Consider the following 14,526-nt stretch of genomic DNA (forward strand, 5'->3'; position numbering starts at 1 on the left):
GCGACGTGGACGACTATGCGGGACGGGTGCTCGCCGACCGCTACCGCCTGCCGCTGCCGCCGTCCGACGAGTACGAACTCACCGAGACCCGGGCCTTCGACACCTACAGCGGTCAGGAAGTCCTGGTCAGGCAGGTTCCGTTGCCGGAGGTCGTCGAGGCCGAGGTGCTCGACGCGGACGGCCTGCCCGACGGCTTCACGGCCCGTGACGGCGGCTTCCGTCCCCCCGGCGGCCGTTCGGCGGCGGCCCGCGGGGGTCCCCGCAGGCCCGCCGACCCGGTGGTGCGCCGTGCCGTGGAGGCGGCGCAGGCCGCGGCCGCCGTGCCCGACCATCCGCGCCTCGACCAGGTCTTCGACGTGTTCGCCGAGGGCGGTTCGCTGTGGATCGTCAGCGAACTGGTGGCCGCCAGGCCCCTGGCCGCCCTGCTCGCCGAGCAGCCGCTGACTCCGTACCGGGCGGCCGAGGTGGCCTCCGACATCCTGCTGGCGCTGCGGGTCCTGCACTCCTACGGCTGGGTGCACCGCAACATCACCGCGCGCACGGTGCTGGTCTGCGACGACGGACGGGTGATGCTGACCGGCCTCGCGGTCGGGGCGGCGGAGGAGGCGCTGTGCGGCTACGACCCGGTGCCGGCCCCGGAGGGCGGGGAGGACCAGACCGCAGCGGTCGCTCCTGACGGGACCTTCGGCCGGGGCGTGGGCGGCGCGGACTCCGCAGCGGAGAGCGCGCGGCCCGGGCTCATCGGTCCCGGCACCACCGATCCCGAGGCCGCCCGACGGGCCGCGATCGAGGCCCGGGACGTGGGCGGGCTCCCCCTCCCGCAGGGGCCCGGCGGCCCTCCCGGGCTCACCCCCGCGCCGCCGGAGACCGCCGGTGACGTCCGCGCCGCGCGCGCCGGCGCCATCGCCGCCTACCGGGCCGGTGCCCGGGCCGCGGCCCGCGTCCAGGAGGCACAGCACGGGCGCACGGCGCTGCCGGGCTCCCGCCAGGCGCCCGACGACGGCCCCGGCCGCTCCCCCCACGCCCTCGGCGCGGGCACCGGCCCGGAAGCCGCTCCCGGCGCCGAAGCCGACCGGCGCTCGCCGTACGCCGGTGACGCACCGCCCCCCGCCGTCCCCCGGCCCGCCGGAGCGGACGGGCCGGGCGCGCCGTCCGCCGCGCCACCGGGGCAGATCGCCGACCCCTACGGTGTGCGCACGGCCTCCTGGCACGGCGCCGACCCCCGCCCCACCGGCCCCCGCCCCGCCGGCGCCCAGGCCGCACCGGCCCCGGCGGCGGACCGTTCCCTGCCCCCCGCCCCCCGCCGGGAGACACCGCCCGCGGCCACCGGCCACTGGGACGCCCCGGCCGCCGGCAGCCCCGCACCGCGCGGCCCGGCGACCGCGCTCGCCGCCGAACGGGCGCGGCAGACGCGGATGGCCGTGGTCGGCCCGGTGACCGAACGCTGGGCGCCGGAACAGGCCGGACCGGTGCACGAGAACTGGCAGCTGGCCGCGCCCATCGGCCCCGCCACCGACCTGTGGGCCCTGGGCGCCCTGCTCTTCCGCGCCGTACAGGGCCACGCGCCCTACCCGGAGGAGTCCACCGCCGAGCTGGTGCAGATCGTGTGCGCGGAGCCACCGGCGTTCGCCGAGGAGTGCGGGCCGCTGCGGCCGGTCGTGGAGTCGCTGCTGCGTCAGGACCCCACCGAGCGCATCGACTTCGAGGAACTCAGCGGCTGGCTGCGCTCCCTCGTCAGGTCGGCGCCGGAGCCGGAGGCCGGCCTGCACGTCGTCTCCGCCCCGCCCGCCGAGACCGGCCGGCTGCCCATCGTGCGCCGCCGGGGCGAGCTGGTGCGCAGGCGGCGCGCCGCACTGCCCGCCCACCACGGACGGCACAAGCGGGACCGGCGGGAGACGGCCCGTTCACCCCGCAGCCTCGGCCGCAATCTGCTCCTGCTGATACTGCTGGCCCTGGCCGCGGCGATCGCGTACGCCATGTTCTTCATGCCGAGGAGCGACAGCGGCGACACCGGCGCCGGCGACCGCACCGGTGCCGCGGGCGAGGCGAGCCAGGCGCCGCCCGAGCGGTCCCCGGACGGCGGCGGCGACCCCCGTCCGGAGCGGACGGCCCCGACGGATGACCCCGGCCCCTCGGAGACGGCGGCCGGCTCCACCGAGACGCAGAGCAACGACCCCGCCGTCGCCGACGGCTTCACCCTGCGCAAGGACGACGAGGGGTTCCGCGTCGCCGTCGCCGAGGGCTGGGACCGCGCGCCCCGCAACGGCAGCGGGCAGGTCGTCTACAGCAAGGGCGACTTGGAGCTGATCGTCGTGCCGGGCCGGGACCGTGCGGCCGAGTTCGGTGACGACCCGATGGTCTACCAGCGCGACACCGAGCCCGAGCTGGCGTCGTACCGGGCCTCCAGCTGGGCCACCTCCAGCGGCCTGAAGTCCATCGAGGTCGGCGGACGGACCATGGCCGAGGGCCAGTTCACCTGGACCGGGGCCGACGGCGAGCTGTACGTGCGCAACCTCGCGACACTGATCGACGGGCGCTACCACGTGGTCCAGGTCCGCGGCCCGGCGGCGGAGCGGGACGAGGTGACCCGGCTCTTCGAACAGGCCGCGTCCACCTACCAGTACACCGGCTGACCGCTCAGCGCCCGCCCCTCCGGCGGGGGTTGAGCGACGTCCCGGGAAGCGACAACCGTCACAGAGCTGTCTCCATGCCACCCCAGCCGTTCCCCGCGCGGTGCCCGGTCCCTAGTCTGACCTTTGACCAGAACATTGCGGGGCAACGTGAATCAGATGCAGGGCCGGCTCGTCGCGGGCCGTTACCGGCTGGGCGAGGCCATCGGCAGCGGTGGCATGGGCCGGGTGTGGCGCGCCCACGACGAGGTGCTGCACCGGGTCGTCGCCATCAAGGAGCTGACCGCCGCGCTCTACGTCTCCGAGAGCGACCAGGCGATACTGCTGGCGCGCACCCGGGGCGAGGCACGCGCGGCGGCGCGGATCAACCACTCGGCCGTCGTCACCGTGCACGACGTGCTGGAACACGACGGCCGGCCCTGGATCGTGATGGAGCTGGTCGAGGGGCGCTCCCTGGCCGACGCGGTCAAGGAGGAGGAGCGGGTCGATCCCCGTGAGGCGGCCCGCATAGGGCTGTGGGTGCTGCGGGCCCTGCGCGCCGCGCACACCGCCGGGGTCCTGCACCGCGACGTCAAGCCCGGCAACGTGCTGCTCGCCGACGACGGACGCGTCCTGCTCACCGACTTCGGGATCGCCCAGATCGAGGGCGACTCCACCATCACACGGACCGGCGAGGTCGTCGGCTCCGTCGACTACCTGGCCCCCGAACGCGTCCGCGGCCACGACCCCGGCCCCGCCTCCGACCTGTGGGCGCTGGGCGCGACCCTGTACACGGCGGTGGAGGGCAGGTCGCCGTTCCGCCGCACCTCACCGCTGACCACCATGCAGGCGGTCGTCGAGGAGGAGGCGACCGAGCCCCGGCACGCCGGTGCGCTCGGACCCGTCATCGACGCCCTGCTGCGCAAGGACCCGGCCGCGCGTCCCGACCCCACCGAGGCCGAGCAGATGCTCGCCGAGGCGGCGGAGGGCCGTCGGCCCAGGGAGGCACAGGCGTACGTGCCGACGCGGCACTCGGGCCCCTCGGCGCAGGCCGCCACGGCCATGCCGGGGACCGCCGGGCCGGCGGGCGGGACCACCGCGACGCCCTACCGGACGACCACCGGCCCGACGGCGGTCGCACCGGCGCCGACGGGGTACGCCGGGCCGCCCGCCGCGCCGGGCGGCCCCGCGTCGGGACACCCGCCGGCGGGCGCCGCCGCGCACCGGCCCCGTCGCCGCCTGCGCACCTTCGCCCTGGTCGTCGCCGTCGCCGCGCTGATCGGCGCGGGCACCGCCGTGATGCTGCAGCAGCGGAACGGTGAGGACACGTCGGCCGGCCCGGACGTCAGCCGCTCACCCTCCGCCTCCGCCTCCGGGACGGCCGGCGAGGGGACCGGCGGCTCCGTTCCGGACGGCTGGGTCCGACACGACGACCCGCTGGGTTTCGGCCTGTCCCTGCCCGAGGACTGGCAGCGCACGGAATTCGGCGACGCCGGCGGCGACCTGAGACAGGTCGACTACACGCCCGACGGCGGCGAACACCTCCTGCGCATATCCGTCGACACCGCGCCCGACTACAACGACCCGTACGCCCACCAGCTGGACCTGGAGGTGCAGCTCCAGCGGCTGGTCGACTACCGGCGCGTCGTCCTGGAGCGCGCCGACTACCGCGACCGCGACAGCGCCCGCTGGGAGTACACCTGGACCGCGCTGGCGAAGGACACCGAATTCCCCGGACCGCGCCGCGCCGTGTCGCAGACGTACATGTCCCACGACGGCGTCGAGTACGCCCTCAACATGTCGGGGCCCGCCGGCGACTGGGAGACCACCCGGGAGCGGTTCCGCACGGTGCTGCAGAGCTGGCAGGAGAAGACCGCCTGACCCGCGCCGGGTGACGGACGCGGCGGTGGCCGAAAGCCGTCGCAACGGCGTTCGGACGCCCGTCGGTTGTCGGCCACCCGGGTCACGGCACCCCGGAGCCGCTGCGTCCGTTGGGGCATGATGGAACGCATGGTGACCGAGGGGGCGGGCGGGCGTGTCATCGCGGGCCGTTACCGGCTCCACGAGCGGCTCGGCCGCGGCGGCATGGGCATCGTGTGGCGGGCCACCGACCAACTGCTCGGCCGCGAGGTGGCCGTGAAGGCGCTCCCGCTGGACGAGTCGCTCTCCGCGGCCGAGGCCCGGCGGCGCCGGGAGCGCACCCTGCGCGAGGCGCGGGCCGTCGCCCAGCTCAGCCATCCGCACGTCATCGTCGTGCACGACGTCGTCGAGGACGACGAACGGGCGTACATGGTCATGGAACTGGTCGACGGCGGTTCGCTCGCCGACCGGGTGCTCGGCGGAGGCCCGCTCGACGCCGCCGAGGCCGCCCGTATCGGCATCGCCCTGCTCGACGCCCTGCGCACCGCGCACGCGGCCGGCATCCTGCACCGGGACGTGAAACCGTCCAACGTCCTGGTGTCCGACGACGGCCGGGTCGTGCTCACCGACTTCGGCGTCGCCCAGGTCGCCGGTGCCACCACCCTCACCGAGACCGGCTCCTTCGTCGGCTCCCCCGAGTACACCGCCCCGGAGCGGATGTCGGGCGCCGGGACCGGACCGGAGTCCGATCTGTGGTCGGTGGGTGTGCTGCTGTGCGCGGTGCTCACCGGGACCTCCCCCTTCCACCGGGACTCGCTGGGCGGCGTGCTGCACGCCGTGGTCACCGAGGAGATCCGCCCGCCGGCCGAGGCCGGGCCGCTCCTCCCGGTCGTCCAGGGACTGCTGGAACGCGACCCGCGGCGGCGCCTGGACGCGGCGGAGGCCGAGCGGATGCTGCGCGCCTTCCTCGCCACGGGCCGGGCGCCCGCGCCGCCCGGAGCGGCCGAACCCCGGCGCGCGGCCCGGGCCGTGCTCGCCGCGGTGCTGCTGATCGCCGCTGCGGCGGGCGCGGGCGTCACGGCGGCGGCGCTGCTCTCCGACGAGGACGGCGGGGACGGCGGCGGTACGCCGCCGAGGTCGGCGACCGCGACGGCGACGGCGACGGGGACCGCGACGGCGACGGCGACGGCGACGGCGACGGGGACCGCGACGGCGACGGCGACGGGGACCGCGACCGCGACGGCGACGGCGACCGCGACCGAGCCGGCGTCACCGACCGCGCCGTCGTCCGTGTCCCCGCCCTCCTCCTCCGGAGCCGCGCCAACACCCGCAAACGGGAGATAAGCGGCGGCGGAGCGTCACGGGTCTGTGACTGCCGGGCACCGGTGGTGGATGCGGACGCGCCCCGCGCGATATGCATGAACCCATGAGCAGCAACGGGGGATCGCACAACGGGTCGGACGAGACCACGAGTTTCAGCCTGCAACCGCCGAACCCGCCCGCCGCCGCGCCCCTGGCCGGAAATCCCTACGCGACGCCCACCCAGGTCGTACCGCCGCAGGCGGCACAGGTGGACCGGGCGGCGCCACCGGCACCGACGCAGGAGCAGCCGCAGTCCTCGCCGCCGTCCCGCGGACGGGAGGCGCAGGACCCGGGCGCCGGGCGTCTCATCGCCGGACGCTACCGGCTGATCGCCAAGCTCGGGCACGGCGGCATGGGCACGGTGTGGCGGGCGCACGACGAGACCGTGGACCGCGAGGTGGCCGTCAAGGAGCCCCGCGTACCCGACCACCTTCCCGAACGTGAACGGGCCAACGCGTTCGAGCGGATGCGCCGCGAGGCCCGCGCCGCGGCCCGGCTCGACCACCCCGCCGTGGTCGACGTGTACGACGTGGCGGTGGTCGACGACCAGCCCTGGATCGTGATGGAACTGGTCCGCGGGCGCTCGCTGGGCGACGCCTTGCAGGAGGGCACGCTGGGCGCGCGCGAGGCGGCCCGCATCGGCCTGGAGGTGCTCGGCGCCCTGGAGGCCGCGCACGCGGCCGGCATCCTGCACCGGGACGTGAAACCGGACAACGTGCTGCTCGGACGGCACGACCGGGTCGTGCTCACCGACTTCGGCATCGCCCAGATCGAGGGCGAGACCAACCTGACCGACACCGGCGGCTTCGTCGGCTCGCCCGAGTACATCGCCCCGGAGCGGGTGCTGGGCCGGCGACCCGGCCCGGCGAGCGACCTGTGGTCGCTGGGCGTGGTGCTCTACGCGGCGACGGAGGGCGTCTCGCCGTTCCGCCGCAGCAACACGCCCGCCACGCTCCAGTCCGTGCTCAACGCCGCGCCCGCGCCGCCCGCCTCCGCGCAGGGACCGCTGGCCAAGGTCATCACGGGCCTGCTGGAGAAGGACCCGGCGCGCCGCCCGGACGCCGCGCGGACGCGTGCCCTGCTGGCCGCCGCCGCCGAGCCGCCCGCGCCGGAGCCCACCCGGCTGGTCCCGGCCGGCGTCGCGGACGGGCCGGCCGGGTCGTCCGGTGCCCCGTCCACGTGGTCCGTGCGGCTGGGCCGCAACGCGTGGATCACCCTGGGCGCGGCGGTCGTCGCGGCGGCCGCGGCGGCGTACCTGGTGATCGCGGACCCCTTCGCGGGGCCGCTGCCCGAGGGGTGGAAGACCCACGAGCTGAGCGCGAAGGCGGGCGTGAGCGTCGGCCTGCCGGCCTCGTTCGTGAAGGAGAAGGAGCACCCCGCCGACTGGGACGGCACCAACGAGACGTTCGCCGACCCGAGCGGTGCCGTGACCGTCCACGTCGACCGCGACATCAAGGCCGAGGACGAGGACGGGGACATGCCGGGCACCGCGATCGCCGGTGCCTGGGCGGACTGGGACACGCTCAAGGACGGGGAGTACTCCTGGGGCTTCGCCGACAAGCCGGCGCCCGTGGGCGAGCCGAAGGAGACCGAGTACCGGGGCGAGAAGGCCGCCGAGAACGTCATCGCGTACACGACCACGGACACGCAGAAGCCGCGTGAGCGCGAGTTCCACATCGTCTACTACCGGGCCGCCAACGGCGACCTGTACCGGCTGTGGATCGACTACCCCCGCAAGGGCTACTTCGCCGACGAGGGACGCGAGATCGCCCGGACGGTGATCGCCAACTGGGAGGTCGGGAAAGCCTGATGGGAGATCAGGACCGGCTGGTCGGGCAGCGGTACCGCCTCGTCGAGCGCGTCGCCACCGGCGGATCGGGCCGCGTCTGGCGGGCGGTCGACGAGGCCGCCGGCCGCGAGGTCGCCGTCAAGCGGCCGAGACCGCCCGGCGAGCCCGGCGAGGACGCCTTCCGCAGGGCCGCCCACCGGCTGTGCCGGGAGGCCCGTGCCGCCGCCCACGTCGACCACCCGGCCGCCGTCCGCATCCAGGACGTGGTCGTGGAGGAGGCCGGGGCCGACGACGGACTGCCCTGGATCGTCATGGAATGGGTCGGCGGCGAGTCCCTGCGCGAGGTGATGCGGCGCGGACCGGTCGCGGCGCCCGAGGCCGCCCGCATCGGACTCGCGGTCCTGGGCGCGCTGCGTGCCGCGCACGCGGTCGGCATCGTGCACCGCGGGCTGCGCCCCGACAGCGTCCTGCTCGGCCCGCACGGGCGCGTCGTGCTCACCGGCTTCGGCACGGCCCACGTCCCCGGGAGCCGCGACGCGAGACCGCCGCGCCGGCGCGCGCCGGCCGACGGACGGAGCCCGGAACCGGGCGCGGAGCCCCTGCCCGGCCCCGGGCCCGCCGCCGACCTGTGGTCCCTGGGCGTCCTGCTGGACGCCGCCGTCGTGGACCGGTCGGCGGCCGGCCCGCTCGGCCCGCTGATCGAGCGGCTGCTGGACCAGGACCCCGCGCGGCGGCCGGGCACCGGCCGCCGGCCGGACGCCGACGAGATCGCCGAGGAGGTCGCGCGGGGGCTGGCGGCGGTGGCCGGCGACCTCGGTACCGCTCCGCCGCGAAAAGGGGTGATCAGGTGATCAGGTGCGGCCCTTCCACGTAAGGCCCTGATCAGCGGGTTTGTTGCCAGCGATCACTGGCGTCATGTGAGCACTCGGTGAATCCCGATTACCGACGGGTACACAAAGCCCGCGCGGCGTCATACCCTGCGGCTCATGACGGATGCGCAGGCCCCGGAAATCACCGGCACGAACCCCCTCGCCCCCAGCCCTGCGGGCGCCCGCACCGCTGCGGACGTGGTCACACCCGAGCTGGTCGCCCAGCTCACCAAGGGCGTGGCCGGGTCCGGCCGCACCGCCAACCACACGCCGTTCACCGGCGAGAAGCTGGCCGACCTGCCCGAGTCGACGCCCGAGGACGTGGCCGGCGCCTTCGACCGGGCCCGCGCCGCCCAGGCGGTCTGGGCGCGCACCCCGGTTCGGCAGCGCGCCGCCGTCCTGCTCCGCTTCCACGACCTGGTCCTGGAACGCCAGGCCGAGGTGCTCGACCTCATCCAGCTGGAGACCGGCAAGGCCCGCCTGCACGCCCACGAGGAGGTCCAGGCCGTCGCGGTGGCCGCCCGGCACTACGGCCGCAAGGCCCCCGCCTACCTGCGCGCCAAGCGGCACACCGGCGCCGTACCGACCCTCACCAAGGTCACCGAGCTGCGCCACCCGCGCGGCGTCGTCGGCCAGATCGCCCCGTGGAACTACCCGCTGGAGCTGTCCGTCGGCGACGCGCTCCCCGCCTTCGTCGCGGGCAACGCGGTGGTCATGAAGCCCGACACCGAGACCTGCCTGACCGCCCTGTGGGCCCGTGACCTGCTCATCGAGGCCGGCCTGCCCGCCGAGGTCTTCCAGGTCGTCCTCGGCGAGGGCCCGGTCGTCGGCCCCGAGGTCGTCAAGCACGCGGACTACGTCTCCTTCACCGGCTCGACCCGCACCGGCCGCGAGGTCGCCCAGGGCGCCGCCGCCCGCCTGGTCGGCGTCTCCCTCGAACTCGGCGGCAAGAACGCCATGCTGGTGCTGGAGGACGCCGACATCGAGAAGGCCGCGGCGGGTGCCGTACGCGCCTGCTTCTCCTCGGCCGGCCAGCTCTGCATCTCCATCGAGCGGCTCTACGTCCACGAGTCGGTCGCCGACGCCTTCCTGGAGCGCTTCGCCGCCCGCACCAAGGCGATGCGGCTCGGTACCTCCCTGGCCTACGGCGCCGACATGGGTTCGCTGGTGGGGGAGCGGCAGTTGGAGACGGTCAAGGCGCATGTCGCCGACGCCGTCGAGCGGGGCGCGAAGCTGATCGCCGGCGGGGTCGCCCGCCCGGACATCGGCCCGTACTTCTACGAGCCCACCATCCTCGACGGTGTCACGGAGCCCATGACCGTCTGCGCCGAGGAGACCTTCGGTCCGGTCGTCTCCGTCTACCGCTTCAAGACCGAGGACGAGGCGGTCGAGCAGGCCAACTCCACTCCGTACGGCCTGAACTCCTCGGTCTGGACGAAGGACGCCCGGCGCGGCCGCGAGGTCGCCGCCCGGCTGCGCACCGGCACCGTCAACATCAACGAGGGCTACGCGCCCGCCTACGGCAGCGTCCAGTCGCCGATGGGCGGCATGAAGGACTCCGGCCTCGGCCGCCGGCACGGCTCCGAGGGCATCCTCAAGTACACCGAGGCCCAGACCGTCGCCCACCAGCGGCTGCTGCCGATGGCGCCGTCGCTCGGCATGGACGACGAGAAGTACGCGGCGTTCATGAGCCGGAGCCTGCGCCTGATGAAGGCGTTCCGGCTCCGCTAGGCAGCCCCGAGCGGCCGCCGGCCGCAGCCGTCACCCGTACCCGTTCTCAACGAGGAGAGCACGTGTCGCAGGAGAAGTCCGTCCAGACCCGGGACGAGAACGGGTACGACTACGACGTCGTCGTCGTGGGTTCGGGGTTCGGAGGCTCGGTCTCCGCCCTCCGCCTCACCGAGAAGGGCTACCGGGTCGGCGTCCTGGAGGCCGGCCGCCGCTTCACCCGCGAGTCCCTGCCCAAGAACTCCTGGGACCTGAAGAACTACCTGTGGGCACCGAAGCTCGGCATGTTCGGAATCCAGCGCATCCATCTGCTCGGGAATGTCATGGTCCTGGCAGGCGCGGGCGTCGGCGGCGGCTCCCTCAACTACGCCAACACCCTCTACGTACCGCCCAAGCCCTTCTTCGAGGACCCCCAGTGGCGGGACATCACCGACTGGCAGGACGAGCTGGCGCCCTACTACGACCAGGCCAAGCGCATGCTGGGCGTCCGCCTCAACCCGACCATGACCCCGTCCGACGTGCACCTGAAGGCCGCCGCCCAGCGGATGGGGGTCGGCGACACCTTCCACATGGCCCCCGTCGGCGTCTTCTTCGGCGACGGCCAGGACGCCGACGGCACGGCGAAGGCCGAGCCGGGTGAGCGCATACCCGACCCGTACTTCGGCGGCGCGGGCCCCGACCGCACGGCCTGCAACGAGTGCGGCGAGTGCATGACCGGCTGCCGGCGCGGCGCGAAGAACACCCTCAACGAGAACTATCTCTACCTCGCCGAGAAGGCCGGCGCGGTCGTGCACCCGATGACCTCCGTCGTGTCGGTCACCGAGGACTCCCGGGGCGGCTTCGCGGTGGCCACCCTCCCCACCGACCGGAAGAAGAAGGGCGCCGGCCGCACCTTCACCGCCCGCCGCGTCGTCATCGCCGCCGGCACCTACGGCACCCAGACCCTGCTGCACCGCATGAAGGCCAACGGCCAGCTGCCGCACCTCTCCGACCGGCTCGGCGAGCTGACCCGCACCAACTCCGAGGCCCTGGTCGGCGCCCAGACCGACGACCGGCGCTACCGCAAGGTCACCGGTGAGCCGCGCGCCGACTTCACGCGCGGTGTCGCCATCACCTCGTCGATCCACCCGGACCCCAACACCCACATCGAGCCGGTCCGTTACGGCAAGGGCTCCAACTCGATGGGCGGCCTGTCCATCCTCCAGGTCCCCTACGCCGGCCCCACCGCCTCGGGCACCACCCGCGTCCTGGGCTTCCTGGGTCACGCGGCCAGGCACCCCCTGCTGGTGCTGCGTTCGCTCTCCAACCGCAAGTGGTCGGAGCGGACCATCATCGGCCTGGTGATGCAGTCCCTGGACAACTCCCTGACCACCCACCTCAAGCCGACGGGCGTCGGCAAGGGCCTGCTCACCGCCCGCCAGGGCCACGGCTCGCCCAACCCCAAGCAGATCAAGGCCGCCACCGAGGGCGCCTCCGCGCTCGCCGCCGAGATCAACGGCTTCGCCGGTTCCAACGTCGGGGAACTGATGGGCACCCCGCTCACCGCCCACTTCCTGGGCGGCTGTCCCATCGGCGCCTCCCGCGAGAGCGGCGTCATAGACCCGTACCACCGGCTCTACGGCCACCCCGGCATCTCCGTCGTCGACGGCGCCGCGGTCTCCGCGAACCTGGGCGTCAACCCGTCCCTGACCATCACGGCGCAGGCCGAGCGCGCGATGTCGTACTGGCCCAACAAGGGCGAGGAGGACCCGCGCCCGGCGCAGGGCACCGAGTACCGGCGCCTGGCACCCGTCGAGCCCAAGTCCCCGGCGGTCCCCGCGGAGGCGTTCGGCGCGCTGCGGCTGCCGTTCCTCGGGATGCCGGCGGTGCCGCCCAAGAAGTAGCGGCCCGGGGGAAGGCCCCGCGGCGGCGGCCTTCCCCACCACGCACAAGAAGGACCTGCGCCCCCCTCCGAGCGCAGGTCCTCCCCGTGGTGCGGCACGCCGTGCCGGTCAGCCGTTACGCCTGGACACCGGCCTTGCGGCGCCGGACGACGAACATCGCGCCGCCACCGACGACGACCGCCAGGCCGCCGACGAGGCCGATGGTCGGCAGCGCCGAGCTGGAGCCGGTCTCGGCGAGGCTGCCGGAGGGCAGCTTCGAGACGTCGCCCTGCGGCTTCTTCACCGAGATCTTGCCGTCCTTGTCGTCACCCTTGTCGCTGGGCTTGGCGGTGCCCGGGTCGGGGTTGCCGGAGCCGGACGCCAGGATCTGGAAGTCGTACTGGCTCCAGCCCGCGGCGATGCACTCCTGGCCGTCGACGTTGTCCAGGTAGGCGCCGAAGGCGAAGGAGTAGGCGTCACCGGTCGGGGCCTTGGCGTCGACGCTGAGGCGCATGTCGACGGTCTGGGTCGCCTTGGCCTTCAGCTTCTCCATGAAGTAGAAGTAGTCGCCGGCCCACTCGTCGTTGCCGACGCGGTCCCACTTCCCGGTCTCCGGGTTCTTGAACTCGAGGTCGACGTACGAGCTGAGGAACTTCGACTCGTCCTCGAACTCGTAGTTCTCCACCTCGGCGTAGAAGGCGACCTCCTTGACGTCGGTCTTCGACTCGTTGGTGACGACGAGCTCGAACGGGTGGTAGCCGTCACCGGCGACGATCTTGCCGGGCAGGCCCTTGATGTCCGCGGACACCTTGGCGCCCGCGTAGTCGGCGTCGATCTCCTCGCAGGCCGGGACCTCGGGGGTCTCCGGCTCGGTCGGCTCGTCGGTGGGCGCCGACGTCGACGGCGAGGGCGCGGGGCTGGTCGTCTCCGAGCCCGGGGTGCTCTCGCCGTCGGTCGGGGACGACGGGGTGTCGGTGGGGGTGCTCTCCTCGTCGGTGGGAGTGCTCTCGGCGTCGGACGGCGTGCTCTGGCCGTCCGAGGGCGTCGTCTCCTCGTCGGTGGGAGACGTCTGGTCGTCCGGGGCGGTGGTGTCCGTCCCGGTCGTCTCGGACGCCGCCGGCGCAGGGCTCTCGGTCGCGAAGGCGGCCGGTGCCGACAGCAGTGCCAGCGGGGCGATGACGGACGTCGCAGCCATGGTCACGATGGCGCGGCGAAGCTTCATGAAGACCTCGTGAAGTCAGGCGTACCGCGCTTCGGCGGTACGGGGCTCTGAGGAGGCCTCCGCGTGTGGGCGCGGTGGACCCTTCGGCCGATCTGCTCGATCGGTTCGGCCTGTTTGATCAGCGAAGCCTGTGAATGGTTGCCCCTGATTTCACAGAAACCTTATGTGGTCTGTGTCACACGCGTGAAGGGCCCCGCGGCGCAGGTGCCGCGGGGCCCTCGGGGCCGGCGACGGCGCCGGGGTCGGGGCGGCGCCGACGCCTCCGAGCGGCGCCGGGGGTCGCGCCGCGGAAGGTCGAGCTTGCGGTTGTGAGGGGGGCCCGGGACCGGGCGTTCCCGTCGGCCGACCCCGGGCGTCCCCGGAGCCGGCCGTTCTCTTGGGTGACCGGGCTGCTGTCCCCTGCCGTCCGGTCACTTCCTGGGGCGAGGTCCCACGACGTACGGCACGATCCGTACGTCTCATCGCCCCAGCGAGCCACGCGTGGTTCTTTCGGGCCCGCCCCTGGCTGGCACGGACACCGGGACCAACGAAGCGTCCCGCGCGGCGTCACGCGCCGTACGGGTGAGAAGGGGCCCGAACTCAGATACGACGCCCGGCCGGAGCGGTCAGACCCGCCCCCGGCACAGCTCCAGCAGCGTCATCGCCAGCGTCGTGCCCGGCTTGCCCAGCGCCTCGCTGTAGTGGCCGAGGACCTCCATCTCGCGGGAGAGGTTCACCCGCCGGCCGCCGGAGGTGATCCGTGCCTCCTGGATGACGGCGGAGACGGCCATCCGTTCCTGGATCAGCCCGATGATCCGGTCGTCGAGCGCGTCGATGCGCTCCCGGGCGCCGGTGATCACGTCGGCGGCCTCGGCGGTGCGGGCGCCGGTGTCGGCCGCGGTGGTCCGGGTGCTGTCTGCGGTGGTGACGGTCATGTCGGGGTCTCCTCGCCGGGATGGGTGGCGGTGCCCCGGGGCGGCAGGACCCGGAAACGGCAGGCGCCCCGGGCCTTGTCGGCCCGGGGCGCCTGGGAAGTCGCTTGTCAGTTGCTCAAGCAGCACGACCATGGCAGCCGGTGGGCCGGTTGCCATAGGTAAAGACGAACGCCTGGTGCGAGAGCATGGGCCCAGTATGCCCCGCGGACGGTCCGTGTCCAAGCCGGTTCGCATGGTGAGACCCGGGGAGCGGGCCCTGCCCGGAGCCACGGCCGGGACGGGTCACCTGCCCGCCTCGGTAGAATCGGGTA

At 74.3% G+C, this 14,526-nt stretch carries 9 protein-coding genes; 7 read left to right on the forward strand and 2 right to left on the reverse strand.

The window, feature by feature from the left end; all coding sequences use genetic code 11:
• The first annotated feature begins 5 nt into the window (after window positions 1-5).
• The 7 genes from ACFZP7_RS21350 (at window position 6) to ACFZP7_RS21380 (ending at window position 12,100) form a co-directional block, all read left to right on the forward strand.
• Window positions 6-2,633, forward strand: coding sequence for a protein kinase (locus ACFZP7_RS21350; protein WP_385635243.1), 2,628 nt, complete (start codon window positions 6-8; stop codon window positions 2,631-2,633).
• Between the two features lie 156 nt (window positions 2,634-2,789).
• On the forward strand, window positions 2,790-4,490 hold the full coding sequence (locus ACFZP7_RS21355; protein ID WP_385638495.1) for a protein kinase domain-containing protein: 1,701 nt from the start codon (window positions 2,790-2,792) through the stop codon (window positions 4,488-4,490).
• A gap of 120 nt (window positions 4,491-4,610) precedes the next feature.
• Window positions 4,611-5,813: a serine/threonine-protein kinase gene (locus ACFZP7_RS21360; protein ID WP_385638497.1), complete on the forward strand. Its 1,203-nt coding sequence runs from the start codon at window positions 4,611-4,613 to the stop codon at window positions 5,811-5,813.
• 82 nt (window positions 5,814-5,895) lie between these two features.
• Complete coding sequence (locus tag ACFZP7_RS21365; protein ID WP_385635245.1) at window positions 5,896-7,641, forward strand: serine/threonine-protein kinase; 1,746 nt, start codon at window positions 5,896-5,898, stop codon at window positions 7,639-7,641.
• Window positions 7,641-8,471, forward strand: a complete 831-nt coding sequence (locus tag ACFZP7_RS21370; protein WP_385635247.1) for a serine/threonine-protein kinase — start codon at window positions 7,641-7,643, stop codon at window positions 8,469-8,471. Before ACFZP7_RS21365 ends, ACFZP7_RS21370 begins: the two co-directional genes overlap by 1 nt.
• 135 nt (window positions 8,472-8,606) lie before the next feature.
• Complete coding sequence (locus ACFZP7_RS21375; RefSeq protein ID WP_062130233.1) at window positions 8,607-10,220, forward strand: succinic semialdehyde dehydrogenase; 1,614 nt, start codon at window positions 8,607-8,609, stop codon at window positions 10,218-10,220.
• Between the two features lie 62 nt (window positions 10,221-10,282).
• Entirely contained in the window at window positions 10,283-12,100 is a 1,818-nt protein-coding gene (locus ACFZP7_RS21380; protein ID WP_127437751.1) for a GMC family oxidoreductase, read from the forward strand.
• A gap of 115 nt (window positions 12,101-12,215) precedes the next feature.
• Here the strand turns inward: ACFZP7_RS21380 and ACFZP7_RS21385 are convergent, their stop codons facing one another.
• A complete protein-coding gene (locus tag ACFZP7_RS21385) occupies window positions 12,216-13,274 on the reverse strand; it encodes an LAETG motif-containing sortase-dependent surface protein (RefSeq protein WP_223780426.1) in 1,059 nt (352 codons plus the stop codon).
• 632 nt (window positions 13,275-13,906) lie between these two features.
• Complete coding sequence (locus ACFZP7_RS21390) at window positions 13,907-14,215, reverse strand: chorismate mutase (RefSeq protein ID WP_030976135.1); 309 nt, start codon at window positions 14,213-14,215, stop codon at window positions 13,907-13,909.
• Between the last annotated feature and the right edge of the window lie 311 nt (window positions 14,216-14,526).

Source organism: Streptomyces sp. SudanB5_2050 (assembly GCF_964272335.1).
GTDB lineage: Bacteria > Actinomycetota > Actinomycetes > Streptomycetales > Streptomycetaceae > Streptomyces > Streptomyces rochei.